Source organism: Nitrincola sp. A-D6 (assembly GCF_000764495.1).
In the GTDB taxonomy this organism is placed as follows: Bacteria; Pseudomonadota; Gammaproteobacteria; order Pseudomonadales; family Balneatricaceae; genus Nitrincola.
The window spans coordinates 15,088-40,995 of sequence record NZ_JRLB01000004.1 but is presented as its reverse complement, the minus strand read 5'-3'; the positions used below and the strand labels follow the sequence as shown (position 1 = coordinate 40,995).

Annotated in this window: 21 protein-coding genes and 7 pseudogenes; 17 read left to right on the top strand and 11 right to left on the bottom strand. The window is 50.6% G+C overall.

Translation table 11 applies throughout. The annotated features are described in order from the left end of the window. The 11 genes and pseudogenes from LH51_RS19745 to LH51_RS00615 form a co-directional block, all read left to right on the top strand. Window positions 1–161: pseudogene (locus LH51_RS19745) on the top strand (acetyl-CoA carboxylase biotin carboxylase subunit); the annotation flags it as partial. Window positions 162–280: 119 nt separating this feature from the next. Further along, window positions 281–1,117 carry a 50S ribosomal protein L11 methyltransferase gene (gene prmA / locus LH51_RS00655; protein ID WP_327123868.1) on the top strand — a complete coding sequence of 279 codons (837 nt, stop codon included), beginning with the start codon at window positions 281–283 and terminating at the stop codon, window positions 1,115–1,117. Window positions 1,118–1,123: 6 nt separating this feature from the next. Continuing rightward, window positions 1,124–1,888: a zinc-ribbon and DUF3426 domain-containing protein gene (locus LH51_RS00650; protein WP_036518780.1), complete on the top strand. Its 765-nt coding sequence runs from the start codon at window positions 1,124–1,126 to the stop codon at window positions 1,886–1,888. Between the two features lie 137 nt (window positions 1,889–2,025). Continuing rightward, a pseudogene (dusB, locus tag LH51_RS00645) lies at window positions 2,026–3,005 on the top strand (tRNA dihydrouridine synthase DusB). 24 nt (window positions 3,006–3,029) lie between these two features. Continuing rightward, entirely contained in the window at window positions 3,030–3,308 is a 279-nt protein-coding gene (gene fis / locus LH51_RS00640) for a DNA-binding transcriptional regulator Fis (protein ID WP_052063314.1), read from the top strand. A 32-nt stretch (window positions 3,309–3,340) separates the two neighbouring features. After that, a pseudogene (gene purH / locus LH51_RS00635) lies at window positions 3,341–4,923 on the top strand (bifunctional phosphoribosylaminoimidazolecarboxamide formyltransferase/IMP cyclohydrolase). 18 nt (window positions 4,924–4,941) lie between these two features. Beyond that, window positions 4,942–6,226: pseudogene (purD, locus tag LH51_RS00630) on the top strand (phosphoribosylamine--glycine ligase). A gap of 16 nt (window positions 6,227–6,242) precedes the next feature. Beyond that, a complete protein-coding gene (locus LH51_RS00625; RefSeq protein ID WP_200881818.1) occupies window positions 6,243–6,614 on the top strand; it encodes a histidine triad nucleotide-binding protein in 372 nt (123 codons plus the stop codon). A gap of 81 nt (window positions 6,615–6,695) precedes the next feature. After that, a complete protein-coding gene (locus LH51_RS21820) occupies window positions 6,696–7,175 on the top strand; it encodes a hypothetical protein (RefSeq protein ID WP_235263362.1) in 480 nt (159 codons plus the stop codon). Next, on the top strand, window positions 7,070–7,660 hold the full coding sequence (locus tag LH51_RS21815; protein WP_327123866.1) for a bifunctional enoyl-CoA hydratase/phosphate acetyltransferase: 591 nt from the start codon (window positions 7,070–7,072) through the stop codon (window positions 7,658–7,660). The genes LH51_RS21820 and LH51_RS21815 overlap by 106 nt, the downstream gene beginning before the upstream one ends. Window position 7,661: 1 nt before the next feature. After that, window positions 7,662–8,846, top strand: a complete 1,185-nt coding sequence (locus LH51_RS00615) for an acetate/propionate family kinase (RefSeq protein WP_036518770.1) — start codon at window positions 7,662–7,664, stop codon at window positions 8,844–8,846. 47 nt (window positions 8,847–8,893) lie between these two features. Here the strand turns inward: LH51_RS00615 and rlmB are convergent, their stop codons facing one another. After that, window positions 8,894–9,631, bottom strand: a complete 738-nt coding sequence (gene rlmB, locus LH51_RS00610) for a 23S rRNA (guanosine(2251)-2'-O)-methyltransferase RlmB (RefSeq protein ID WP_036518767.1) — start codon at window positions 9,629–9,631, stop codon at window positions 8,894–8,896. A 112-nt stretch (window positions 9,632–9,743) separates the two neighbouring features. Here rlmB and LH51_RS00605 point away from each other — a divergent pair. Together LH51_RS00605 and LH51_RS00600 are read left to right on the top strand one after the other, a co-directional pair. Beyond that, window positions 9,744–10,383 (top strand): annotated as a pseudogene (locus LH51_RS00605) (LysE family translocator). Between the two features lie 84 nt (window positions 10,384–10,467). Beyond that, window positions 10,468–10,943: pseudogene (locus LH51_RS00600) on the top strand (YbhB/YbcL family Raf kinase inhibitor-like protein). A gap of 19 nt (window positions 10,944–10,962) precedes the next feature. Here the strand turns inward: LH51_RS00600 and LH51_RS23255 are convergent. The 6 genes from LH51_RS23255 to LH51_RS00565 all read right to left on the bottom strand — a co-directional run bounded on the left by LH51_RS23255 (window position 10,963) and on the right by LH51_RS00565 (window position 14,978). Next, complete coding sequence (locus tag LH51_RS23255; protein WP_081960593.1) at window positions 10,963–11,448, bottom strand: FapA family protein; 486 nt, start codon at window positions 11,446–11,448, stop codon at window positions 10,963–10,965. Next, window positions 11,445–12,311: a DUF342 domain-containing protein gene (locus LH51_RS23250; protein ID WP_268746496.1), complete on the bottom strand. Its 867-nt coding sequence runs from the start codon at window positions 12,309–12,311 to the stop codon at window positions 11,445–11,447. Before LH51_RS23250 ends, LH51_RS23255 begins: the two co-directional genes overlap by 4 nt. After that, on the bottom strand, window positions 12,289–12,633 hold the full coding sequence (locus tag LH51_RS00585; protein WP_036518761.1) for a hypothetical protein: 345 nt from the start codon (window positions 12,631–12,633) through the stop codon (window positions 12,289–12,291). Before LH51_RS00585 ends, LH51_RS23250 begins: the two co-directional genes overlap by 23 nt. 343 nt (window positions 12,634–12,976) lie before the next feature. Next, complete coding sequence (locus LH51_RS00575) at window positions 12,977–13,897, bottom strand: aminotransferase-like domain-containing protein (protein WP_052063312.1); 921 nt, start codon at window positions 13,895–13,897, stop codon at window positions 12,977–12,979. Window positions 13,898–13,961: 64 nt separating this feature from the next. After that, on the bottom strand, window positions 13,962–14,282 hold the full coding sequence (locus tag LH51_RS00570; protein ID WP_036518757.1) for a GntR family transcriptional regulator: 321 nt from the start codon (window positions 14,280–14,282) through the stop codon (window positions 13,962–13,964). Between the two features lie 159 nt (window positions 14,283–14,441). Next, on the bottom strand, window positions 14,442–14,978 hold the full coding sequence (locus LH51_RS00565; protein ID WP_036518754.1) for a VPLPA-CTERM sorting domain-containing protein: 537 nt from the start codon (window positions 14,976–14,978) through the stop codon (window positions 14,442–14,444). Window positions 14,979–15,278: 300 nt separating this feature from the next. Here LH51_RS00565 and LH51_RS00560 point away from each other — a divergent pair, with 300 nt between their 5' ends. After that, window positions 15,279–15,875, top strand: a complete 597-nt coding sequence (locus tag LH51_RS00560) for a pyridoxamine 5'-phosphate oxidase family protein (RefSeq protein WP_036518751.1) — start codon at window positions 15,279–15,281, stop codon at window positions 15,873–15,875. 77 nt (window positions 15,876–15,952) lie between these two features. Then, entirely contained in the window at window positions 15,953–16,249 is a 297-nt protein-coding gene (locus LH51_RS00555; protein ID WP_036518748.1) for a 2Fe-2S iron-sulfur cluster-binding protein, read from the top strand. Between the two features lie 42 nt (window positions 16,250–16,291). Here LH51_RS00555 and LH51_RS18610 read toward each other — a convergent pair whose 3' ends face one another. Both LH51_RS18610 and LH51_RS00545 read right to left on the bottom strand, forming a co-directional pair. Then, window positions 16,292–17,743 (bottom strand): sensor domain-containing diguanylate cyclase, encoded by a 1,452-nt coding sequence (locus LH51_RS18610; RefSeq protein ID WP_160173659.1) that lies wholly within the window; start codon window positions 17,741–17,743, stop codon window positions 16,292–16,294. Between the two features lie 59 nt (window positions 17,744–17,802). Next, entirely contained in the window at window positions 17,803–19,806 is a 2,004-nt protein-coding gene (locus LH51_RS00545) for a sigma-54-dependent Fis family transcriptional regulator (RefSeq protein WP_036518745.1), read from the bottom strand. A gap of 397 nt (window positions 19,807–20,203) precedes the next feature. Here LH51_RS00545 and LH51_RS00540 point away from each other — a divergent pair. Beyond that, window positions 20,204–22,017: pseudogene (locus LH51_RS00540) on the top strand (NAD(P)-binding domain-containing protein). A 369-nt stretch (window positions 22,018–22,386) separates the two neighbouring features. On the opposite strand, the gene LH51_RS00535 reads toward LH51_RS00540, so the two are convergent. Beyond that, window positions 22,387–24,423, bottom strand: coding sequence for an NADH:flavin oxidoreductase (locus tag LH51_RS00535; protein ID WP_036518742.1), 2,037 nt, complete (start codon window positions 24,421–24,423; stop codon window positions 22,387–22,389). Between the two features lie 144 nt (window positions 24,424–24,567). Here LH51_RS00535 and LH51_RS00530 point away from each other — a divergent pair, with 144 nt between their 5' ends. Continuing rightward, the gene (locus LH51_RS00530; protein WP_200881817.1) at window positions 24,568–25,191 is read left to right on the top strand and encodes a TetR/AcrR family transcriptional regulator; all 624 of its coding nucleotides are present in this window, start codon (window positions 24,568–24,570) and stop codon (window positions 25,189–25,191) included. Between the two features lie 37 nt (window positions 25,192–25,228). On the opposite strand, the gene adk is transcribed toward LH51_RS00530, so the two are convergent. After that, complete coding sequence (gene adk / locus LH51_RS00525; RefSeq protein ID WP_036518739.1) at window positions 25,229–25,885, bottom strand: adenylate kinase; 657 nt, start codon at window positions 25,883–25,885, stop codon at window positions 25,229–25,231. Window positions 25,886–25,908: the final 23 nt, after the last annotated feature.

The following is a 25,908-nucleotide window of genomic DNA, read 5'->3' as shown; positions in this document are numbered from 1 at the left end:
GACGAACTATCGCACTGAAACGCATGCAGAATGCACTGGATGAAACCATGATTGATGGAATACGCACAAACATTCCACTGCACATGGAAATTGTCCGCGATGCCAACTTTGCCAAAGGCGGTGTTAACATTCACTACTTGGAGAAAAAGCTCGGACTGTAACGTCCAGCCTACTCCTCTGAAAGCCCGCTACTGCGGGCTTTTGTTTCAGGAAAACACCTTATGTCATGGTTGCAAATTAAGATCCCTCCTCGCCAGAACAGGCCGAGCTATTTGAAGACCTGCTACTTGAAGCTGGCTGCGCAGCCGTTACTTTTCAGGATGCCGAGGACAACCCGATTTTTGAGCCTGATCTGGGCACCACGCCCTTATGGCAGTCCACAGTCGTCACCGGACTCTTCTCCGCTGAGCATGATTTGGAAGCTACACTGAGCTATATACGTTCCGGCTTGAGTATTCTCCTGCCTGATGAACAACAAATCCCACAGGTATGTGCCGAAATTCTTGAAGACAAGGACTGGGAGCGTGCATGGATGGATACCTACCACCCAATGCAATTCGGTCAACGCTTGTGGGTCTGCCCCAGTTGGCGGGATGTTCCCGATCCGACAGCCGTTAACCTGTTGTTAGATCCTGGCCTAGCCTTCGGCACAGGCACCCACCCGACCACAGCGCTGTGCCTGGAATGGCTGGATACTCAAAAGCTTGAAGGTCTTCAAGTGATAGATTATGGCTGCGGCTCAGGTATTTTAGGGATTGCGGCACTGCTGCTGGGTGCAGAAACTGTCATTGCGGTGGATATCGATCAACAAGCACTAATGGCAACCCGTGACAACCTGTCACGCAACCAGTTACCGGATAGTAAATTAACCGCCTACCTGCCGGAGCAGGTTCCGGAACTACAAGCCGACCTGCTGATAGCCAATATACTGGCTGGCCCTCTGGTTCAGCTCAAACGGGTATTTGCACAACTACTCAAGCCCGGTGGTAAACTACTACTATCTGGCCTGTTAAACCATCAAGCTACCGAAATCCACCAAGCCTATAGCGATAGCTTCATTGTTGATGAGCCGGTAGAAAAAGATAACTGGATCCGTATTACAGCCACCCGCCGGTAAATAGTCATGAGCAAGCTGGTCGCACAATGCCCTTCCTGTCAAACACGTTACAATGTCACACCGGGGCAGTTGAAAGTTGCTGATGGACGAGTCAGATGCGGCCAGTGTCTGACCGTATTTAGTGTGCTCAATAAAATCGAAACAGCCAGTCAAATTCAAACCAAACCATCCAGCCCTGACATCAGCCTGAAATCACAGCCAGTTAAGCCTAAACATAATGCAGACCCCCTGACACTCCTCCGTCAGATGCGCTCCGAGCCGCCAGAATTGACACCCGCTGCCAACCTGCCAGCGCCCAGACAGACATTAGCTGTTGCAGGATCTGTTCTGGCTCTGGTGTTATTAGCTAGTCAGTACCTTTGGTTTGAGCGAGCCAAACTGGCACAAGACCCGCTACTGTATCCGCTGTACGCCTCGTTATGCGTACAGTTCGATTGCACACCGCCGAGTAGCCAAAGCTTAGCATGGTTGCAAACGTCACACTTGCTAGTACGCCGTCAGCCAGAGCAACCAGACACTTTGGAAGTCCTGACAGGACTGATCAATACCGGCCCACTAGCTGCTCGTCTACCTGTAATGCGTTTACATTTTACCGATGCCAGTGGGCGCATAGTAGCCGCCGATGATTTCTCTCCCGACATTTACCTTACTGACAAACAAATAAACCGATTGCAGCCGGGACAACAGCATCAGATCCGCTTGCTACTTCAACGTCCTGCCCCAGGACAGCTGGGTTACGAGCTGGCCTGGCTACCCGCAGCAGCTCACTGAAACGGGAAGCAGATCAAAAAATCATCAGATTCGACTTGGAGCACTCGCGCTTAAGGGGTATCATTGTCCCCCTTCCGAGAAACGACCCTGTTACGGCACGCAAGTGTCGGATGATTTCTGACCCATTAAGGTATTGCATGTTCCGGATCGGCCCCTACAGCATCAACAGCAAGGTGATCCTGGCTCCCATGGCAGGAATTACTGACCGGCCATTTCGGCAGCTATGCCGTCGGCTGGGCGCGGGTATGACTGTATCTGAAATGGTCATATCCGATACCGCTTTCTGGAAAACCCGGAAATCGGCCTACCGACTGGATCATACCGGTGAAGTAGCCCCTCGCTCTGTGCAAATTGCCGGGTCCGATCCGGCCATGATGGCGGAGGCTGCTCGAATGAATGCCGCGCGTGGTGCTCAGATTATTGATATCAACATGGGCTGCCCGGCAAAAAAAGTCTGCAACCGGGCTGCAGGATCTGCATTAATGCGGGAACCTGAGTTGGTGAAGGATATTCTGGAAGCGGTGGTCAAGGCGGTTGAGCTTCCGGTTACGCTGAAAATGCGTACAGGCTGGTGTCAGGATAGCCGCAATGCAGTGGAACTGGCCCAGATGGCGCAAGCTATAGGCATTCAGGCCCTCGCGGTGCATGGCCGAACCCGTGCTGATGGCTATCGGGGTGATGCCGAATACGACACGCTTGCACGTATTCGTGACGTCATCGATATACGCTGTTTGCCAATGGCGATATCCGCTCTCCTGAGAAAGCCAAAGCAGTGCTGGAAAAAACCGGTGCCGATGCGGTTATGATAGGACGTGCAGCACAAGGTCAACCCTGGCTGTTTAGGGAAATAAGCCACTATTTGCAAACCGGTCAGTTGTTGCCTTCAGCCAGTCTAAATGAAATCAGTCAAATCATGCAGCAACACCTGCAAGAACTGCATCTGTTTTATGGTGAGCTACTCGGTGTGCGAATTTCCCGCAAACACATCGGCTGGTACATGCAACACTTTGAGCAGGGACAGGCTTTTCGGAAGCATTTTAATACAATCGAATCAGCAGAACTCCAGAGCAGCGCCCTGGCTGAGTTTTTAGCGGCCCAGTGCCGCGCTGCTGCCTGACATCAGGATAAGTTTATGAACGCAATGGATAACAAAGTTGTGAAAAACGCCGCTCTCACACAGCAGACAACACCACCGCAAACACTACGTGACAATGTTCACCAGTCCATGACTAGCTACTTCAAGCAGCTTGACGGGCAACCCGTTACCGATGTGTATCAAATGGTACTGTCTGAAATTGAAGCCCCTCTGTTTGAAAGTGTTATGCGCTACACCAAAGATAACCAGACCAAAGCCTCTGAGTTGCTCGGTCTGAATCGTGGTACCCTGCGAAAGAAACTCAAGCAATACGGTCTCCTGTAATTTCTGAACCTACAATCTGGTCTGAATAACTTATGTCACAGCTCTCTGTCACCCAAGTTCGCCGTGCGCTGATCAGCGTATCCGATAAAACTGGCATTACTGAATTCGCCAAAGCGCTCAGCGATAGAGGCGTAGAAATTCTGTCCACTGGCGGCACCTATAAACTGCTGCGTGAGCATAAAATCCCAGCTATTGAAGTATCTGATCACACCGGCTTTCCGGAAATGATGGATGGACGCGTTAAAACGCTGCACCCAAAAATTCACGGAGGTATCCTCGGGCGTCGTGGTCAGGATGATGCCATTATGGCGGAGCATGCCATCGCGCCGATCGATATGGTTGTCGTCAACCTTTATCCCTTTGCCGAAACCATTGCCCGCCCGGACTGCGATCTGGCCATGGCGATAGAAAATATCGACATTGGTGGTCCGACTATGGTGCGTTCGGCGGCTAAAAATCACAAAGATGTCGCCATAGTGGTGAATGTCCAGGATTATGACGATATTGTTCACGAACTGGATGCATCCCAGGGACTCACCCACGCAACACGCTTCGATCTTGCCATCAAAGCCTTTGAACACACAGCCGCCTACGATGCATGATTGCCAATTACCTGGGCACAGTAATTGAAGGTGATGAACTGGAACCCGCCAGTTTTCCGCGTACCTTCAATACACAGTTCATCAAGGCTCAGGAGATGCGCTATGGTGAAAACCCACATCAGAAAGCGGCCTTCTATGTTGAAGCCAACCCAGCTGAACCATCCATCGCCACCGCACGCCAGGTACAGGGCAAGGCGCTGTCCTATAACAACGTAGCTGATACAGATGCGGCTCTGGAGTGTGTGAAACCTTTCCGCGAGCCAGCCTGCGTGATAGTCAAACATGCCAACCCTTGTGGTGTAGCTATCGGCGACAATCTGCTGGAAGCCTACAACCGGGCTTTCCAGACCGACCCGACCTCAGCCTTCGGCGGCATTATTGCCTTCAACCGGGAGCTGGATGGAAAAACGGCTCAGGCTATTGTGGATCGCCAGTTCGTTGAAGTCATTATTGCACCAACAGTCAGTGCGGAAGCGTCAGAAATTGTCGCAGCCAAGCCGAATGTACGCTTACTGGAGTGCGGTGAATGGAGTGAGCAGCGCAGTGCCGCCTTTGACTACAAACGTGTCAACGGCGGCCTGCTGATTCAGGACCGTGATATCGGCATGATTGATGTTTCACAACTGAAAATTGTCACTGAGCGCCAGCCTTCTGAGCAGGAAATTCGGGACCTGTTGTTCTGCTGGGAAGTGGCAAAATTCGTCAAATCCAATGCCATAGTCTATGCTCGCGATGGACAGACCATCGGCATAGGTGCAGGCCAGATGAGCCGTGTTTATTCAGCCCGTATCGCCGCCATCAAAGCCGCTGATGAAGGACTCGAAGTCAAAGGTTCGGTCATGGCTTCGGATGCTTTCTTCCCCTTCCGTGATGGCATAGACTCAGCGGCAGAGGCTGGCATTTTGGCAGTAATACAGCCAGGCGGCTCCATGCGCGATCAGGAAGTGATCGATGCGGCCAATGAACACGGTATGGCGATGGTCTTCACCGGTATGCGCCATTTCCGTCATTAATCCGGTTCAGGAGACAAGATGAAGGTATTAATTATAGGCTCCGGCGGACGTGAACATGCACTGGCCTGGGCCGTTGCGCGTGACACACAGGTAACACAGGTGTTTGTCGCACCAGGCAATGCCGGTAGTGCGACTGAAGCCAAGGTCAGCAATGTCGATGTGGATGCCATGGATACTCAAGCCTGATCAATTTCGCCCAGGCCAACCAGATAGATCTGACCATCGTCGGCCCAGAGGCCCCGTTGGTTGAAGGTGTTGTGGATCAGTTCCAGGCCGCTGGCCTGAAAATTTTTGGTCCCAGTGCCGCTGCGGCCCAACTGGAAGGTTCCAAAGCCTTCACCAAGGACTTTCTGGCGCGCCAACAGATTCCTAGCGGCAGCTACAGTAACTTTACTGAAATCGAACCTGCGCTTGCCTATCTGCACAAGCAGGGAGCCCCGATAGTGATCAAGGCGGACGGACTGGCGGCGGGTAAAGGTGTCATTGTCGCTATGACGTTGGAAGAAGCCGAAAACGCTGTAAAGGACATGCTGGCAGGTAACGCCTTCGGTAATGCCGGACACCGGGTGGTGATCGAGGAGTTTCTGGAAGGAGAAGAGGCTTCCTTTATTGTCATGGTGGATGGTGAACATGTATTGGCGATGGCGACCAGCCAGGATCACAAACGTGTCGGAGATGCCGACACCGGCCCCAACACCGGTGGAATGGGCGCTTATTCACCAGCCCCTGTTGTTACTCCAGCCATTCATAATCGCATCATGCAGGAAGTGATTCTGCCCACTGTTAAAGGCATGGCGGCTGAAGGCAATCCTTATACCGGGTTTCTCTATGCGGGCCTGATGATCAGTCCAGCCGGTGAGCCCAGGGTGATCGAATACAACTGCCGCTTTGGTGATCCGGAAACCCAACCGATCATGATGCGCCTGAAAACCAGTCTGGCGGAACTCTGTCTGGCCGCTCTGGATAAACGACTTGATCAGGTCACGGCTGAGTGGGATGACCGTCCCGCCGTAGGTATTGTGATGGCAGCCGGAGGATACCCCGGCGACTATCGCAAGGGGGATGAAGTTGAACTACCGGCAAGTGATACCAGTGACTGTAAAATCTTCCATGCTGGCACCGCACTGAAAGGCCATCAGGTGGTTACTGCAGGGGTCGGGTACTCTGTGTTACTGCCCTGGGAAACAGTGTCAGTGATGCACAGCAACGTGCTTATCAAACAGTACGCCAGGTTCGCTGGCAAGATGCCTTCTACCGTCATGATATTGGCTATCGTGCTATAGCCCGTGAACAACAGGACTAGCCTGCAGGAGAAGATGATGGACTGTTTATTTTGTAAGATTGTCAACAACGAAATTCCGGCAGATATTGTCTACCAGGATGAGAAAGTCATAGCCTTTAAGGATATCAATCCACAGGCTCCCTTTCACGCCCTCATCATTCCACGCAAACATATTGCCACGCTTAACGACATCACAGCAGAAGACTGTGAAACCGTTGGACACCTGCAATGGGTCGCTGCAAAGCTGGCTACAGATAATGGCTTTGCCGAAGACGGCTACCGTACCGTATTCAACTGCAACAGCCATGCAGGGCAGACTGTCTACCACATTCACCTGCATCTTCTCGGCGGCAAACCGCTGGGATGGCCTCCTTATCAAGACACCCTGAAGGTTAACCTTAATAACTAAAGTGACTCTTATGCTGCAGTGCGTCATAATAGCCAAAAGTCTGCTATGATGACGCACAGTGACTAACCAAGGAGTCAGACAATGACTGAGAAGAATCCATCCGCTAACTTGCGTAAAGAACGCCCGCCAGTGCATGATCAACTGGAGTTTTTCATTGAGCAGGCACGCCAGGCAACCCCTATCCGCACCGCCGTTGTCCATCCGGTTGATCACAATAGTCTGATGGGTGCCATAGAAGCCGCTGAGCAGGGCTTGATCGAACCATTGCTGGTCGGTCCAGAGCACAAAATTCGTGCCGCCGCTGAGGCTGAAGGCATTGACCTTTCCCCTTACGAAATTGTCAGTACCGAGCATAGCCATGAAGCGGCTGAACGCGCCTGTGGACTGGTCCGTAGCGCAGAAGCCGTTGCGCTGATGAAAGGCAGTCTGGTACTTCTGAACTACTTGCTGCGGTTATCCATAAAACCAAAGGCATACGCACAGAGCGTCGTCTCAGTCATGTTTGGGTGTTCGACATCCCTAATTACCATAAGCCACTGGTTATCACCGATGCCGCTATAAACGTTGCACCGGACCTGCTGACCAAGCGCGACATTATTCAGAATGCGATCAATTTCTGTCACTCTCTGGGAATCCACAAACCCAAAGTAGCTATTCTGGCCGCTGTCGAAAAAGTAAAACCGGCCATGCAGAGCACCATTGATGCCGCGGCGCTGTGCAAAATGGCTGACCGGGGCCAGATTACCGGTGCCATTCTGGATGGACCACTGGCGTTCGACAACGCCATATCCCTGCAGGCGGCGATTGACAAACATATAGACTCTCCTGTTTCGGGCGAAGCCGATATTCTGTTGGCACCTGACCTGGAATCAGCCAACATGATTGCCAAACAGCTGATCTATCTGGCGGGCGCCAAATCTGCAGGGCTTGCCGTGGGCGCCAAAGTGCCGATCATACTCACCAGTCGCGCCGAGGGCACACTGGGACGCTTAGCCTCCTGCGCCATGGCTTCGCATATGGTTCACCATCCGGAAAAGGACGCCTGAAATGAAAACGCTGCTGACCGTTAACGGTGGATCGTCCAGCCTGAAATGTGGTCTTTACCAGGTCAATCAGGAGGGTCTGGAAAATCTCTGCGTAGTCAAACTTGGCAATCTGCTGGGTGACGGCGTTCGCTTTAGCGCTGCCGATGCCCAGGGAAATCCACTGGATACCCGAACCCTGGATATGGGCGACTGTGGACGGGAGCAGCGTCATCAGGCCGCACTCAATGAAGTACTTAACTGGCTGCAGGTACAATACCCTGGCCATGAGTTGATCGCGACAGGTCACCGTATTGTGCACGGTGGCAATGACTTCAGCCAACCAGTATTAATGACTGATGAAACCAGCAGCCAACTGTTGCAGTTTATTCCACTCGCGCCACTGCATCAGCCATACAATCTGAAGCTGATAGAGGCGATTAAAAACCTGCTACCCTCCTTACCAGCGGTGGGTTGCTTTGACACCATGTTTCATACCAGCCAGTCACGCCTTGAGCGTCTCTATGCTATTCCTAAGCATTTAACCGATGAAGGTGTGACCAAATATGGCTTTCATGGGCTGTCTTATGAATTTATTCTGCATCAACTGCAGCAAATGGATAGCAGTCAGTTGAAAACCGTTGTGTGTCATCTGGGTGCGGGTGCCAGCATGTGTGCTATCAGTGATGAAAAATCCGTGGCATCCAGCATGGGCTTTACCGCGGTGGAAGGCCTGCCAATGGGAAGTCGCTGCGGTAATATAGATCCGGGTGTCATTCTGTATCTGATGCGCGAATATGCCATGGATATCGATGCCATTGAAAAGCTGCTTTACAAAGAAAGCGGCTGGTTTGGGGTATCCGGTGGTATCAGTTCCGACATGCTGGAACTGCACAAAGCCGGTCATCCGGACGCAGAAGAAGCCATCGATTTATTCTGCTTGAGAATAGCAGAAGAAGCCGGGCGCCTTGCTGCTGCCATGGGTGGTATAGAGCAGATCGTATTCACCGGTGGTGTCGGCGAAAATGACGCTGATGTGCGTAGCCGTGTGATTGAACGCTGTCGCTGGCTCGGTGCCGAACTGGATAGCGAGGCCAATCAGAAAAATGCCCTCATCATCAACACCGACAGCTCAGCGCTGGCATTGCGTGTTATTCCCACAGATGAAGAGATGATGATTGCCATGCATACACTGAGCAAAATTAACTAAGACTTTATTTAAGGCTGGTCCGGCGCATGCCGGACCGCTTAGTCAGCTCAGAGTGCGCGTTGACGCAGCATTTCGTAAAGACACACCCCTGTCGCCACCGAAACATTCAGGCTGCTGATGCTGCCCAGCATGGGAATTTTGATCAACTGGTCACAGTGCTCCCGGGTCAGACGACGCATCCCCTTACCTTCAGCTCCCATTACCAGGGCAGCCGGCCCTTTCAGATTAGCCTCAAACAGTGTTTGCTGAGCCTCACCCGCCGTGCCAGTGATCCACACACCTGCCTGTTGCATAGCCTGCAGGGTACGAGACAGGTTAGTCACCTGAATATAGGGCACGATTTCCGCGGCGCCACAGGCCACTTTACTGACGGTGGCATTTAACGGTGACGATTTGTCTTTCGGTGCTATCACCGCCAGTACACCGGCCGCTTCAGCCGTACGCAGGCAGGCACCCAGGTTGTGTGGGTCAGTCACCCCATCCAGCACCAGAAACAACGGGTTTTCCGGCATCTGCGCCAGCAGTTTATCCAGGTCAGATTCATCTCCGGTAGTCATCGCTTTGCAGTCAGCTACTACACCCTGATGCACACCCTCTACCATCGCATCCAGTCGTTTTCGAGCACTACGCTGTACGGTGATACCTGCCGCTTCGGCCTGTTCCAACAAGCCGTTCAGGCGATCATCGTTACGCCCTTCCTGGACAAACAACACTTTGATCCGCCCTGAATCACGTTGTAACACGGAACTGACGGCATGAAGCCCAAACACTCGCTCTGAAGACATGAAAACTCAACTCTTAAAAATAAAGGCTGATTTTAACAGAAATTATTGCTTTGGTTGCAGTTGTCGAAAGTAACTAGGTATATTGCTTACACCACTAGTGCAAGGAATCTGTATGTTTGGAATTATCGATCTGCCGTTATTTATTCTTGCAGGACTATTACTCAACCTGGTTCCTGGCCCCGATACCTTAGTTGTCATCTCCCGTACTGCCATGTATGGCTGGCATGCTGGTTCAGCAACTGCTTTCGGGGTAGCCGCTGGCACTTTAGTACATATTTCAGCGGCTACCTTAGGTCTATCAGCTTTTGGCAACCTCAGCTCTGGCTTTCACCCTAATCAAATATATTGGTGCTGCTTACCTGATCTATCTAGGAATAAGTCTGTTATTCAAACAAGGTAGCCAAACTATAAAAAGGCTTCCCGGACAACTCATCAGCCAAACGGTACCCTTGCACCGGGTATTTCTACAGGGCTTTATGACCAATGCACTAAACCCCAAAGTGGCACTGTTTTTTCTCGCATTTGTTCCCCAGTTCATTGCACCTGAAGCCGATAATAAAGTACTAGCCTTTCTACTACTCGGCTGTATATTCAACCTCAACGGCACGCTCTGGAGCCATGTACTGGTATTCACCACCGCCTTCGCGCGCCAGCGCATCCGTATCGGATGCAGAGTTTCAACTGCACTGAATAAGTTGATTGGCGTCCTGTTTGTTGGCTTTGGGCTCCGCCTGGGGTTTTCTGCCCCCTGATAAAACTACAACACGGCTTGAAATACCTGCTGGCAAGGTCAATACTAAAGCCCATCACCTATCACTTGCTATAAGGAGTAGAGTATGGGCTTTGTACTCTCAAACATGCAACTGACCAGCAGCGCCTTCCATGCGGGTGGAAAGATTCCTGCCAGGCATACCGGTGAGGGGGAAGATACCTCGCCAGCACTGGCCTGGGATCAGGTACCCGAAGGTACCCAGGCCTTTGCCCTGATTTGCCATGATCCGGATGCCCCCTTGGTCAAGCAGGGCAGCTACGGCTTTGTACATTGGGTCGCCTACAACCTGCCCGCATCGCTTCGCAGCCTGGCTGAAGGCAGCACCGAAGGCACCGCTGGTATCAATGATTTTGGTAAGATCGGCTACGGTGGTCCAATGCCTCCTGAAGGACATGGGGTGCACCATTACTACTTCTGGATTCTCGCTCTGAATCAGCCTCTGGATCTACCGCGGGACTAAGCATGGCGGAGTTGCTGGAAAAAACTGAACCCTATTTACTCGGCATCAACCGATTGGTAGGCACCTATCAGCGTGACTGACTCTGTCACGCTGAACCCTTCAGCGGGAAACAACATCAGTGCCTTCACGTACCATAGAGCAGCCTCCTTTGCGCGCCCGATTGTTAAAACTTGCACCATCAATACCTATGCAGACGTTGGGATAGATCATTCCCTTGACTGTCACCATGGCATCACTACCGGTCTGTTTACGGACGTTCAGTCGCGCCTGAATGACCTTGATCCGCTCGGCTTTCTGCTCATAAGAGAGTAGTGTGGCCTTAACTTTACGACCTACATCCGTAATTGAGGGTTTTTGCTCTGAGCTTGCAAATGAGGCGAGCACTTGTTGCAGTTTTTCACAGTTCTTCAGGCAGTTTTTGTATTCCACCTGAAGCTGCTCTTCCAGCTTGGTTTTGCAATTGATTCTGCCGACTCTGGCTTGCGTCGGGACATTCGCGTCACTTCCCAGACAGTTGACAACTATTTCGGTGCGGGCAAGGGTTTTGCCACCAATGATGCAGCCTTTACTACCCGGCTGTGTCAGATAAACCCACCCTTGGCAGACAGATCGCTTTGCAGCACAAACTCACGAATAACAATATCGCCACCGGCACGAAGATAAGCCAGATTGGTATATTTAGCTCTGATATTGCCGCCCGCACTGAGGCGCGCTTTGAGAATCAGCTCATTATGCTGATCACGCCCCAGATCCTCTCCCGCCACACCACCAACAATGGTCAGATTCCGACCGGCAATTACCGTTGCTTTTTCAACCATACCGCAAATAATGATATCGCCAGTCGCCTTGAGAGAAAATCCGCTGGTTACATCACCTTTCACTTCCACCGATCCATCAAAATCGATACTGCCACTCTCAAGATTAATCGTATCAATCCATAATGTCGGATCAACACATACGCCATTTTCGATCAGTATAGGATGACCTTTCACCGCTGCAATTAACTGATCCGGATTATCCGGATCGATAATCGCACCTTCTGCAGCCGCATTGAATTCCAATACATAACCCTGCTCAGTGGGTAGCATTTCACCCAGTACGCTCAACCCCGGCACGCCTGACGTGGGCGGCAAGCGCCGCATCAGAACGGCACCCTTTTCAACCACTATAAAGTCCTGCACCTGATGAAAATCGACCTGATCCTCTTCAGAATAGCCTTCAAGCAGTTTCTTGCAATCCTCAACCAGCACTTCAAAGCGACTATTCAATCCCGGCTCTGGTTCAATACCACGTGCGACACAAATACGCTCCGCCTGACCCGCCTCCAATACCTGATCCAGTGCGGTTTGATCCACACAGGTTTCATCTATTCCCTGGGCATGCAGCTCTTCAACCAACCACTCACGGGTTATTTTTTTCCCACCATTAAGCTGGCACTGCCGTGAGATAAACAGCCATTTTATCGGGTTTAATCACCCATTCCAGTTCAGCATCACGTCGATTGGCAATAGTCATACTGCCAGCTTTACCCTGATTGACTTGAGTGATCAGCTCATGCATAGCTGAACTGGATGTATAGAGCTCACCATACCCCTGTGCTTGCAAAAGTGCCTGAAGCAGGGGTAAGTCTATTTTATGCGCAGTCGGAGAAGGCTCCAGTGTTGCCAGTACGGACTGGTTATCTGGATTGAAAGTGAGCAGAACTGCTGAAACCAGGGACTGATTTTCAGCAGCGTTATCCTTAGGAGGTTCTGCTGCTAATGAAGACATAGGCCTTTGTAATTATTTTAGTGGCTCAAATCGACTGATTTCATCAGCCGTCATAATCAATGTATAGCATAGCAACTGATCAAAAATCAAACAGCAACAACTAATACAGGAACCTATTAAGTTATTAACTTCCCCTATCTGCAGTGAATGTTCACCCAGACTTCCCCGCATCAACTCAGTCAATTTTTGGCCAGGCAAAACCCTTATCAACGCAAGGTTTGGCTATATACCTGGCCCAATTGTGACACGGCCTGCTCTACCTGATCTGCCGCTTCTGCACTGAATCCCAATACTAACCCCTGCTGTTGTGTCAGAGGGTCGTAGGCCGATAAAGGACGGGCACCTATACCCTCCTTATTGAGTTGCTGGCAGAGCGGCTGATCCGGGCAATCCGGCGGCAAGGCCTGTACCAGGTGCATCCCGCCCCCGCATCGATCACCGGCAACGCAGACAAGGGGGAAGCTGAAATGGCTGTCAGCAGTGCTTCACGACGCTGTTGATAGAGTTGACGCATTTTTTTCAAATGCCGACTGTAATAGCCCTCAGCCATGAATTTACCGAGAGTATGCTGGGGCAGACGTGTCAGCCCACCATCCTGATAGCCACGCAGCTTGAGCATACCCGGCACTAAAGCCCGCGGCAGCACCAGATACCCCAGACGCAAGGATGGAAACATCGTGCGGCTGAAGGTACCGGTATAGATAACACGCTGCTCTTTACTTAAGGCATACAAGGCCGTTATCGGCTGCCCGGTAGCAAATTCGCAGTCAAAGTCATCTTCAATAATCCAGCAGTGCTGCTGTTCAGCCCAGTTCAGCAGCGCCAGCCGAGCCTGCAAGGTCAGCGTATGCCCAAGGGGAAAATTACGTGAGGGGGTAACACACAAACACTTTGCCTTCAGTCCGGTTGGCAGTCCTTGCTGTAAGGACTGCCAACTAATCGATTCGACCTTAGCACCGGCTGCGCGCATGACCGCAGCGGTACCGGGGTAGCCAGGTGACTCCACTAACACTTTGTCATTCGGGCGCAACAGTAACTCAGCCACAAAATGCAGAGCTTGCTGCGAACCTGAGGTAATCAGCAATTGCGATGCATCCACCTGCATACCCCGGCGGGTAGCCAGATGTTTTACCAGTTCATCTCGCAACAACTGATCTCCGGCCAGTGGCGTGTGTTGCAGCTGATGCCGCGAGAGCGACTGATTCAGACAGCGCTTCCACTGCTGTAGCGGAAAAGAATCTAATGCAGGAACCGCCGGCTGCAAACGCTGAGGAGCCCGTGTTTCCGGTATACGAAATGCCTGCAGAGCATCCAGGCGGTCATTTAAGTCAGGGAGAGGGGTTGTATACAGATGTCTGAGTTAGTTGCAGGCGTGTGACGCAGCAGATGGGCTGGCAAATCAATAACAAAACTGCCAGCACCCTGGCGCGCTTCAATATAGCTTCGGCTTGTAACAACTCAAAGGCGCTCTTCACTGTATTACGAGACAAATTCAACTGATGGGCAAGGTCCCGCGTAGCAGGCAGTTGTTCACCACTTTTCAACTCAGCGGCAAGTATGGCTTGCTGTAACCAGACAAACACCTGACGATAGCGTGGCAGGTTGGAGTTAGTCAAAGGATCAAAAGGGGTCAGTGGTAAGCGGGTCAAAATTGGGCCTGTTAGTTTTGCATAAAATAGATACTTATATATCCATTTTAACCCTCCACACTGAAATACCAAGATATATCAGCTTCCAGACAGCCGTCGGGAGGTAAGGCTGAAAAATACCCCGAACAGAGTTCGGAGCATTATGTATGTGAGCCTGGATTAAGCTGCAACAGCCTGCATATTGGCTTTTCTTGAACGACGACGCAGTGCCAGTCCACCAAACAGCACAGAACCAAACAGCCATACTGCTGCTGGAAGAGGTACTTCAGAAACAGAAGGCGGATACGTGAAACCAACCGTGAAGCTGGTGATCGCTGCTGTACCGGTCATGATGAGGTTATACAAAGTTCCACTTGTCATGGTAAACAGCGTAGGTATAAAGGTATTCGCTGCATTACCACTGGTCAACTGAGTTTCGTTAACACCATCAAAGATAGACATAGACCAATCAGCCAGCGTGGAGGACACGCTAAAATCAACCAGAGCCTGGGAAGCACCTGTCAATTGCGTATCCCAGGCTATAGCAACAGCTTCACCTGTCTCAAAGTTACTACCAAAAGTGTATTGAATGGTGGGAGTCGTGACTTGTGTCAGAAGACCACTTCCCGTCGAAGTTGCATTACCAATAGACACACTTGCCGCCGATGTTGCAAAAGAGGCCAGCATCAGCATGGCGCCCAATAATAGTTTTTTCATAGTTGAATCCTCAACTTTTGCATTTAAATAAACTCATGAATACTAAAGGCTCGGGCTGGTCGATAGTTTTCATGTTGTCCTCTACTGGTGATACTCTTCTGGCGTAGAGCCAGTCTGTAAAACCACTAAGGAGTTATACGATAGAACTCCACATCGCTCTGGTAAGTTTGCTATCGCACTTATCAAAGAATAGTTTGCAGCCAGGTGACAAATGGATCTATCAACCTTGTATAAATTGGATCTTTTCCTACCCACTCCACCCCCCTACACTGGCTTGTCACCACTGCAAAGGAAATTACTATGAGCGTATATCCGATCAACGATCGAAACCGTGTTATCCGCAGCCCCAAGCGGGCCAATTATGACCAGGCCGTTATTCATGCCATTATTGATGAAGCCCTGGTATGTCACCTTGCCTGTGGCAGTGAACAAGCATCTTATATTCAACCCACCCTACACTGGCGTATGGATGAGACGCTGTACGTACACGGCTCTGCCAAAAACGGGCTGTTTCAGCGTCTGATTAACGGAGCGGAAGGCAGCATTGCAATTACACTGCTGGATGGGATCGTATTTGCACGCTCGGCCTTTCACCATTCGGTGAACTACCGTAGCGTCATTCTGTATGGAAAAGCCCGTTTAGTGACCGATGAGGCGGAAAAGTCTGCAGCACTGGATGCGTTGATGGAGAAGTTCCATACCGGCCGTTCAAAAGAGGCTCGTCCTGCCAATGCGACGGAGCTGAAAGGCACCAGTGTATTGGCATTTACGCTAAGCAATATTGCCGCCAAAATCAGAACCGGCGGACCTGTCGATGATCCGGAGGATATGCAACTTCCGGTTTGGGCCGGTGTTCAGCCGATACAGCTGCAACTGGGCGAAATTATCTACGAATAATTAGTTTACTGGCAGGCTTTGGCAGAGGAAACTATAAGCCAAGACAGCAACCAAGGTTTTGGCTAGGCAGTATCGGTATGACTGAAGTAACATTGCAACTGGACGATACACCGGTAGCCACCCTACCCGCCCATACGGAAAAAAGTCTCTTTGAAACGCTGACCGATGCGGGTATTTTGCTGCGCAAAGCTTGTATTAACGGCGCCTGCGGTGTTTGTCGCTGTCGTTTAAACTCGGGTGCAGTCGATTACCGGGGTCGGCGCCCCTATGGACTCAATGACAACGAGCAGGCCGATGGCTGGATATTGCCCTGTATCGCCTACCCGAAAACTGACCTGAAGCTGATGCTCCTTAGGCGGCAGACACCCAAATAATGCGCTCTGCACGCCTGACCTCGATCAGCAAACCCGAAACACCTAGCGGTACCTATCACGTTCGGCGTACCAGCGTTTTTTATCTTCATACATCCGCTCATCGGCACGTTTCAGTACCTCTTCCGACGGCACCTGATCGGAGCCTGCCAGACCAATACTGAATTCAATATGCACATCTATGGCTTCACCTTGATCGGTTGGCAAAGACACTGCCTGCCCCTTGACGTTGTGGTCGATACGCTTTATCAAGGCCTTGGCGCCTTGACCCGACTCATCGCTACAGAGAATGACAAATTCATCACCACCAAACCGAAACAGGCGGTCATGCTCTCTGCAGGTCGTACGTAGCGCATCGGCAACACGGCAAATCAACTGATCACCCGCCATATGACCGTATTGATCGTTGATCTGTTTGAGACCAATCAGATCAATCACAATAACGCTAAAATGTGCATTCTCATTGTCACGCAGTCTCGCCTGAGCAGCGGCGATTTCTTGTTCCAATCGACCCCGATTATAGATGCCAGTCAGTGCATCCCGCTCGGCAGCGGATTTCAATTCCAGAGAGAGCAACTTATTGGCTATAGTGGTACTGAGTTGCTTCAGTAACAACCTCATCGATTGTCGCTCTTCCTTCGGTAGCGTCTGCCCATGAATCAGCAACAGGCCTTGAAAACGATCAAAACGCTGCTTCAACGGAAACACATGACTATCATCACCCTGATCTGCAATGTTAACGAACTGCCCCTTAGGTAAATACTCGCACACGCGAGACAACTGGTAACACAATAGAGCACGCTGCTCCTCGTCCAGATCCGAGGTATAAGCGGAAAAATGCAGGGTAGATTCCTCAGGATCTTTAAGTACAAAACCAAAAGATTGATTCGGATAGAGGCCTTGCAACACTTTCAAGGCCTCGTCGGCCAAGAGCTCAAGGGTTTCGAACTGATCACCCAGATCGGACAGTTTGAGCATGGTCGAAAAAATGACATTCTTCTTTTCGGCATCGGTTTTAGTACGAAATAGCCGCTGGTTCTGTATAGAAAAAACCCAGGCAACACCAAAAATATAAACCTGCAGTGCGATCATAGTAATGATTTCGATGCCCAACGGTGCCTCAGGTGACCACTTTATCCCAAACAACAAGGCCCCAACTAACAGGCCCAAGCCATAACAAGCGGCGGCGCGTATAAATTGAGAAATGCCTCCGGTCATGGTGTTGTTGAGAACAACAGCGGCCAGCAAGGTAAAGCTGACCCAGCCAGAAAATTCGATAGCTACCGTCCACAGAGACAGCATAAACGCATCGAATAGCATGGCAGGAATTTCGATGCCCTTGTGAGACTCGCGTAAACGGTCGAACCAATACACACTATGGGGGTACAGCAGAAAGTAAACAGCCGCAAGGAGATAGAGCCCGGCGGACCAGTCACGAACATAAATCAGCCAGGAAATGGCAACAAAAATCGCACTAAACCCAAGAACTCGTGGCATATAATTGATGCGCGTTAACCGCGGCATGCGATTACGACGCGAATCTCTGGCAACCGCAGTCAGGGTTCTATCTCCTGGTTATTATTTTTTGAACACGCATCCTTTGGCATAACAATCTTCAGCTTTTTAATCCGCCGGTAAACGGTGGGCCGAGACACGCTCAGCTGTTTCGCAACCGCCGAAATATTCCAACGCTGCTGACGTAATAGAGCCAGTAAACTTTCTTGCTCAGAAGAACGTAAGTCACTAACCACTGTGCTTGACTCGAAAGGTTCGTGAAGCGTTTGTAACGGAAAGGAGACAACCGGACGTTCAGACTGATGTATTGTGATGTCCTTAGGCAAGTGGTGTACAGTGATTTCATCATCCTCGCTAATAGCCTCTGCAAAGGTCAATACACTCACAAGCTGCCTTATATTGCCTGGCCATGCATAAGCGAGTAATGCACTTACAGCATCCGCTCTTAGCCGGACATTGGGGTTAATCTGCTGCAGCAAGGTTTTGATAAGGTACTGCTTGTCGGCTCGTGCTCTCAATGTAGGCAGGGTTAGGGTTGCACCGTTTAATCGATAGAATAAATCTTCACGGAAGCGGCCGTCAGCGACAAGCTGCTGAATATTACAGTGGGTCGCCGCCAGCACTCTGATGTCCAGATCAATTGGTGTTACTGCACCCAAAGGCAATACCTGGCCTTCTGCCAAGACCCGCAGCAACCGGGTTTGTAGATGTAAGGGCATATCCCCAATTTCATCTAAAAAAAGGGTGCCTCCATTAGCTTGCTGGATGATCCCTTTGGCTCCTTTGGCTCGCCCGCCAGTAAAGGCACCAGGGGCATAGCCAAATAACTCACTTTCAATTAAGGATTCAGGTATAGCGGCACAATTGACCGCCATAAATGCACAGTCAGCTCGATGACTCGTGGCATGAATCGCCTGCGCCAACACCTCCTTACCCGTTCCTGTTTCACCGAGAATGAGCAAACTTACATTTTTATTACGTAAGCGTTTTGCCAAGCCCAGGGTTTGACGCATGGCTGGATCATCGGCACATAGGCAGTCTAACCCAGGAACTGGCTCAGCTTGCCGCGTAGCATTGGGGGCCATGAAGAACCGACTCGCTGTAGGCGAGTTCGGTTCAATAAGTGTGCCATACAGGGTTTGCTGAGCACCCTCAACCAGAAAGGCCCGCGTGCCATCATGACAAGCGTTAATGGATAGGATGTCCTGCCATTGGCATCCAAGCAGCTCAGGTAATAATAATTTTGGCTGATCGATTTTGTTGAGTTGCATGAGCAGGTCGCGTGCGGCCGTGTTAGCCGCCAGTACCTCGCCTTGTTCATCCAGAGCAAACAGCAACTGCCCGCTTACCTGTACAAGTTCGCGGGATTGATCACACTTAAACACCAAATGATGACGATAACGCCTTAAAAAATAAACATCTTCAATTAAACGCGCATAGAGCTGGGTGAGGTGCAAGGCAAAATTCTGGCTCTCAGGTGTGCGGGAAGAATTTAGAGCAGAGATATCCAGAACCGCAAGCAACTGACCCGACGGATCTTTTATCGGAGCGGCGGTACAGGTTAAGCTGATGTGCGAACTATCAAAATGATCAACCCGATGACAGGTAAGCGCTTGCTGCTCCTGGATGCAGGTACCCACTGCAGAGGTACCTGCATATTGCTCACTCCAGTCGGCGCCTAAGTAGAGCCCCGCCTTATGCAAGCGCTCATCGCGCTTATCCCCCAGGAACTGAACGGTGATACCACGATAGTCACTTAGTAACAGCACATAACCCAAGCTGGCAACCTGAGCATATAATTGTTCTACGCCGGCTCGCGCCACGTTCAAGAATTCATCAACTGAATCTTGATGCTCGCGCAGGGTTTGCTGGGTGACAATGCGTGCGGGTCTCGGCTGGCAAGGATCTAAACCATATTCACTCAAACAGCGCTTCCAGGAACGGCCGATGAGCTCACCTGTAGGCGTATAGCGTCCCGGTACGGATTGATGCCCACCATAGCTAAGTATTGTGTCTATATGACGACGCTGGCTTACGTTCTGCATGTTTTCCCTTGCTCCGCGACTATTATTTTTATGGCACGGTACTCCCGAGTTTACTCTGTAAAAGACCGGCTTTCTATCTTTCTAAATTGAGCTGATATGGCGGTGTTACACCTGTAAAGCTGAGCCAGGTTTGGCGTTACAAGTGTGACTAAAACACGTTACAGCTGTAAAAAAAATCTATAGCAATTCATCAGCTAACCACCGCCACACACTGTACACAAAAAACAAAATATTGATTTAAATTAATAGGATAAAAACAAAGATTATTGCAAAACTGAGTTTTGGCACGTTTGCTGCTCTATCTCTGTTATCAACATTACTCTGCGACGCTCCTGCCCCATGAGCCATGTTGGTGTTAACGCAGTAACAAAAACAATAGTCTGCATTGGAGAGACCTATGACTCGTACCACACTCACCCCTAATCATAAGCCGACACTTGACGCGATTGCCTGGATGGAAAAATTAGCCGCTACACTGAGCTCCGACACACCGGCGCAAGCGGCTCTATTATTTGAGCAGGACGGCTACTGGCGCGACCTGGTCGCCTTTACCTGGAACATTAAAACTCTGGCAGGCCGAACAGCTATCAGCGACATGATCGTTGCCACTATGCCAACAGCGACTCCCAGTAACTGGAGAATCGACGAGGATGCAACAGAAACTGATGGGGTCATAGAGGCCTGGTTTACCTTTGAAACTCGGGAAGCCAAAGGGCGAGGCTATCTGCGACTACGCGAAGGGCTCGCTTGGACGTTCTTAACCACCATGACCGAGTTAAAGGATTACCCCGAAAAACGCAATAAACTCCGCCCTAAAGGAGCAGAACATGGTGCCAATAAGAACCGTCAAACCTGGTTAGAAAAGCGCCAGCATGAGCAAGCAACCCTTGGGTACAGTGAACAGCCTTACTGTTTAATTATTGGTGGCGGTCAAGGGGGTATAGGCTTAGGGGCTCGGCTTCGACAGCTTGAGGTGCCGACAATTATTATAGACGCACTACCTAAACCCGGAGATACCTGGCGTAATCGTTACAAGTCGCTCTCGTTGCACGATCCCATCTGGTATGACCATATGCCTATATTCCATTTCCCGAAAACTGGCCGGTATTCACCCCCAAGGACAAGGTCGGTGATTGGTTAGAGATGTACACCAACGTCATGGAGTTGAACTACTGGGGCTCTACCCGCTGCACCCAGGCAAAATATGACGAAGATAAACAGGAGTGGACAGTTGAAGTCGATCGCAATGGCGAAAAACTGACACTTCATCCGAAACAACTGGTTCTGGCAACGGGTATGTCGGGTATCCCTAACATACCGGATATACCCGGTATGGATGTATTTGAAGGCGAACAACATCACTCCAGCAAACATCCGGGAGGAGAAGCCTACAAAGGCAAAAAATGCGTCGTTCTTGGAGCAAATAACTCAGCTCATGATATCTGCTGCGCCCTTTGGGAAAATGAAGCGGATGTCACTATGATTCAACGTTCCTCCACACACATCATCAAATCAGACTCGCTGATGGAGCTGGTTTTAGGTGGACTCTATTCTGAAGAAGCCGTGGAAAATGGCATGACAACTTACAAAGCCGATCTCACATTTGCATCCATACCTTTTGAGATCATGCCGCAGTTCCACATCCCGGCTTACCAGGCTGTAGCGGAAAAAGATGCTGAGTTTTACCAACGCTTAACAGATGCTGGCTTCCTGCTTGATTTTGGTGAAGATGGCTCAGGCCTGTTCATGAAATACCTACGCCGAGGCTCAGGCTATTATATTGATGTCGGAGCATCAGATTTAGTGGCTGACGGAGAGATCAAGCTGAGATCAGGCGTTTCAATTGAACGCATCAAACCCAACTCAGTGGTGCTGACCGACGGCACGGAACTGGACGCAGACTTGATTGTATATGCCACAGGTTTTGGGTCGATGAATGGCTGGGCTGCTCAAATCATCTCCCAGGAGGTTGCGGATAAAGTGGGCAAATGCTGGGGTATGGGCTCGAACACCACCAAAGACCCCGGTCCATGGGAGGGAGAACTGCGCAATATGTGGAAACCAACACAGCAGCAAGCGCTGTGGTTTCATGGCGGTAATTTGCATCAGTCCCGACACTACTCTCAATACCTGTCGCTGCAAATAAAGGCGCGTATGGAGGGAATCGAAACGCCTGTGTATGGTACAGAACCGGTGCATCATCTGAGTTAGGCAACAGCACAATAAAATAACAGAGAGTGGGCAGCAAAGGTTTCTGAAAGCTGGTGATGCGTGTAAAACGATTACTTCCAACACCGGCTTTGACCTATCTGGTTATGTTGACTAACCTTAAACTGTTGTATTTACAAAAAAGATAATTGGAGCTATACATGTCAGCAAGCAAAAAGAAACTCAAAAGTGCCATTAAAGCCACCAAGGCCAAAGTGGCCAAGCAAGAAAAGAAAGTGCAGAAGCTGAAGAAAAAACTGAAAAAAGCCTGAAGAGAATTTAGATACAGTTGGCTTGCAGATCTTAGCACCAACCTCTGAATATCTTCCGCCGCAGTTAAAGTAAGCCCGGCCATGCCGGGCTTACTATCTGTCAAATATCTTTGACCAGGCGCAGCGCATCATAAATCGCTGCATGGGTATTACGTGCTGATACAGCATCACCAATCCGGTATAAGCGAAACTGACCTGCAGGGTTAGAAACGAGCGTCTGCTGCGCTCCCGCAATCAAGGCTTCATAATCCACCGCACCCAGGTTAACTGACTGGGGTTTGAGATCAAAGTACAGCTCATCCAGTGGCAAAGTGCCATGATTGACGACCACCTGATCGACATGACGGGTGTTGAGTACACCGCCGTAATCACTGTCTAACCGAGCCAGCAATCCCCCCTCATGACGCTCTACCGACTCCAGTCGGTAAGTCACGGTGAAGGTTACATCCTGTTTTTGCAGACTGCGCATATAAGGCACCAGATTCATCGCCATGACTTCTGGCGCAAAGGTTCGGTCGGGGGTCATAATCTCGACTTTGGCACCACTGGCGGCAATAACTTCAGCCGCCTGGAGCGCAGCATGGTCCCCGGCATCGTCATAAATCAATACATTTTTACCTGGCTTCACATCACCGGCGATAATATCCCAGGTAGACACCACCAACTCATTGCCCTGCGCTAATACCTCGGTATGCGGCAAGCCACCGGTTGCAATAATCACTACATCCGGGGCTTCGGCCATTACATCGTCGACCTCAGCCCAGGTGTTAAAGCGGAAATTCACCCCCAGGGTTTCACATTCAGCCATACGCCAATCTATGATGCTGATCATCTCACGTCGTCGCTCATTCTGAGCCGTTAAACGCACCTGACCACCGGGTAAAGCGGCGGCTTCCATCACTGTCACCGCATGACCACGTTCAGCCGCCACGCGTGCCGCCTCCAGTCCAGCCGGTCCGGCACCCACTACCAGTACCTTCTTATGCTCAGTTGCGGGTGGGATATCATGCGGCATAGTCAATTCACGCCCGGTTGCCGGGTTATGAATACAGTAGGCATCCCCGCCCTGATAAATCCGGTCAAGACAGAAGTTAGCCCCAACACAAGGACGAATACGCTCTTCTTGCCCGGCGAGTATTTTACGCACGATATGTGGATCGGCCATATGCGCACGTGTGAGGCCGACCATATCCAGCTTGCCAGAATCTATGGCATAGCGTGCGGTAGCGATGTCCGGAATTTTGGCGGCATGGAAGGTCGGCATGCCAGTGCGTTTACGCACTTCACCGGCAAAATCCAGGTGCGGCGCATTGCGCATCCCTTGTACCGGAATCACATCGGTTAGACCGGCATCGGTGTCGATATGACCCCGTATTACATTCAGAAAGTCGACCATACCACTGTCTTTAAAACGGTCAGAAATCAGCAGCCCCTCCTCCACACTCAGGCCACCTGGCAGCTGCTCATCGGCGGTATAACGCACACCTACAATAAACTGCTCGCCGACGCGTTTACGTATTTCGCGTAAGACATCAAACGTAAACTTGAGACGGTTATCCAGAGAGCCGCCATAAGGGCCATCCAGGGTATTGGTCAGGGGTGACCAGAACTGATCCATTAGATGTCCGTAGGCCTGTAGCTCGATACCATCCAGCCCCGCCGCATGCATGCGCTCAGCCGCATCAGCATAATCCTTGATGATCCGCTCAATATCCCAATCTTCCATTTTCTTTGGAAAGGCTCGGTGGCTGGCTTCACGATGATGCGATGGTGAAACCACATTCAGCCAGTCGCCCTTGGCCCAGTGGGTACGACGGCCCAAATGGGTTAACTGCAACATCACTGCCGTGCCATGCTCATGACAGGCATCGGCCAGATCACGCATATAGGGCACGACTTCATCTTTGTAGGCGAGAATATTATTGAATACAGGCGGGCTGTCTTTCGATACCGTCGCCGAACCAGCCGTCATGGTCAGGGCAATACCGGCTTTTGCCCGCTCCGCATGATAGGCACGGTATTTGGCCTTGGGCATGCCATCTTCTGGGTAGGCCGGTTCATGCGCGGTGGTCATGATGCGGTTTTTCAGCGTCAGATGTTTAAGCTGATAGGGTTGCAACAAAGGATCTTTAGACATGTGAACGGCCTCCGGCTGTGGTTTCACCCAGGTTTTTAAACCTATATGCGTTGAGATTAGTCAAAATGTACACATGTGTCAATTATAAGTACATTGGTGAACATTGGATTGCCATGAACGACCAAAGACCGTATTCTTCGCGACATGAATATGCCTGAAACCGGCTGGCGCGGTTCGCCAGAAATATGGATAGATATTGCCTATGACACGCTGATAACGCGTGGTGTGGAAGCTGTGCGTATACAACCCTTAGCCAAGCAACTGGGGTTATCACGCACCAGTTTTTACTGGTTTTTCAAGGATAGGGAGGCATTATTAGACGCGCTAATACAACGCTGGCGAGATAAAAATACCGGCAACCTGATTCAGCAGACGCAAGCCTATGCTGAAAGCATTACCGAGGCGGTACTGAATCTGTTTGATTGCTGGCTCGATCAAACACTGTTTGATGATGCGTTTGAGTTTGCGATGCGTAACTGGGCGTTGCAATCAGAAGAGGTGGAAGCAGAAATCGAACAGGCAGATCAACGGCGACTACAGGCGATCCGTGAGATGTTTGAGCGGTTCGGCTTTGCTGATCAGGAAGCCGATATTCGGGCACGAACCATTTATCTGACCCAGATTGGCTATGTCTCCATGCGCACGCATGAAAGCCTTGCCATACGTATGGCACGTATTGAAGATTATGTACGGGTTTTTACCGGTCAATCAGCACCTGAAGGCCAACTTAAGCGTTTTTATCACCGGCATGGTTTTTTACTGGAATAGAAAGTCAGACCCTGACTATGCAGGGCCTGAGCACTAATCAACCCTGTAAGCTGGCGAAGACCTTGTCACGGATATCTTCAACACTGCCAACACCTGCTACATACACATAGGTCGGTGCGGTAGTTGCATCCTGCTCAGCCCAGCTTTTGTAATAGTTGATCAGCGGCTTGGTCTGATCATGGTAGACATTCAGGCGCTGCCGCACGGTGTCTTCCTGATCATCTTCACGCTGCACCAGATCCTCACCGGTAACATCATCCTTACCTTCAGTTTTCGGTGGATTAAAAGTTACATGGTAGGTCCGACCAGAGTCAGGGTGAACACGACGACCACTCATACGACCGATGATTTCCTCATCATCTACATCGATCTCAACCACAGCATCAATTTTAACACCCGCTTCTTTTAATGCATCCGCCTGCGGAATCGTTCTCGGAAAACCGTCGAACAAAAAACCATTAGCACAATCTGTTTCGGTAATACGCTCTTTGACCAGGCCGATAATGATGTCATCAGACACCAAGCCGCCCTCATCCATAACCTTCTTTGCTTTTACGCCTAGTGGGGTACCGGCTTTAACCGCCGCACGTAACATATCACCTGTGGAGATCTGCGGAATGCCGAACTTTTCCGTAATATACTGTGCCTGGGTACCTTTACCGGCACCAGGTGCGCCGAGCAGAATAATTCGCATTGAGGGTTTTCTCCTGATTTATT

Bases quoted from the DNA above. Each gene is read 5' to 3' on its own strand.
- LH51_RS00650 (WP_036518780.1), top strand. From the start codon at position 1,124: ATGAGCAAGCTGGTCGCACAATGCCCTTCCTGTCAAACACGTTACAAT.
- fis (WP_052063314.1), top strand. From the start codon at position 3,030: ATGGATAACAAAGTTGTGAAAAACGCCGCTCTCACACAGCAGACAACA.
- LH51_RS00625 (WP_200881818.1), top strand. From the start codon at position 6,243: ATGGACTGTTTATTTTGTAAGATTGTCAACAACGAAATTCCGGCAGAT.
- LH51_RS21820 (WP_235263362.1), top strand. From the start codon at position 6,696: ATGACTGAGAAGAATCCATCCGCTAACTTGCGTAAAGAACGCCCGCCA.
- LH51_RS00615 (WP_036518770.1), top strand. From the start codon at position 7,662: ATGAAAACGCTGCTGACCGTTAACGGTGGATCGTCCAGCCTGAAATGT.
- rlmB (WP_036518767.1), bottom strand. From the start codon at position 9,631: ATGTCTTCAGAGCGAGTGTTTGGGCTTCATGCCGTCAGTTCCGTGTTA.
- LH51_RS00585 (WP_036518761.1), bottom strand. From the start codon at position 12,633: ATGTCTTCATTAGCAGCAGAACCTCCTAAGGATAACGCTGCTGAAAAT.
- LH51_RS00565 (WP_036518754.1), bottom strand. From the start codon at position 14,978: ATGAAAAAACTATTATTGGGCGCCATGCTGATGCTGGCCTCTTTTGCA.
- LH51_RS00560 (WP_036518751.1), top strand. From the start codon at position 15,279: ATGAGCGTATATCCGATCAACGATCGAAACCGTGTTATCCGCAGCCCC.
- LH51_RS00555 (WP_036518748.1), top strand. From the start codon at position 15,953: ATGACTGAAGTAACATTGCAACTGGACGATACACCGGTAGCCACCCTA.
- LH51_RS18610 (WP_160173659.1), bottom strand. From the start codon at position 17,743: ATGCCACGAGTTCTTGGGTTTAGTGCGATTTTTGTTGCCATTTCCTGG.
- LH51_RS00545 (WP_036518745.1), bottom strand. From the start codon at position 19,806: ATGCAGAACGTAAGCCAGCGTCGTCATATAGACACAATACTTAGCTAT.
- LH51_RS00535 (WP_036518742.1), bottom strand. From the start codon at position 24,423: ATGTCTAAAGATCCTTTGTTGCAACCCTATCAGCTTAAACATCTGACG.
- LH51_RS00530 (WP_200881817.1), top strand. From the start codon at position 24,568: ATGAATATGCCTGAAACCGGCTGGCGCGGTTCGCCAGAAATATGGATA.
- adk (WP_036518739.1), bottom strand. From the start codon at position 25,885: ATGCGAATTATTCTGCTCGGCGCACCTGGTGCCGGTAAAGGTACCCAG.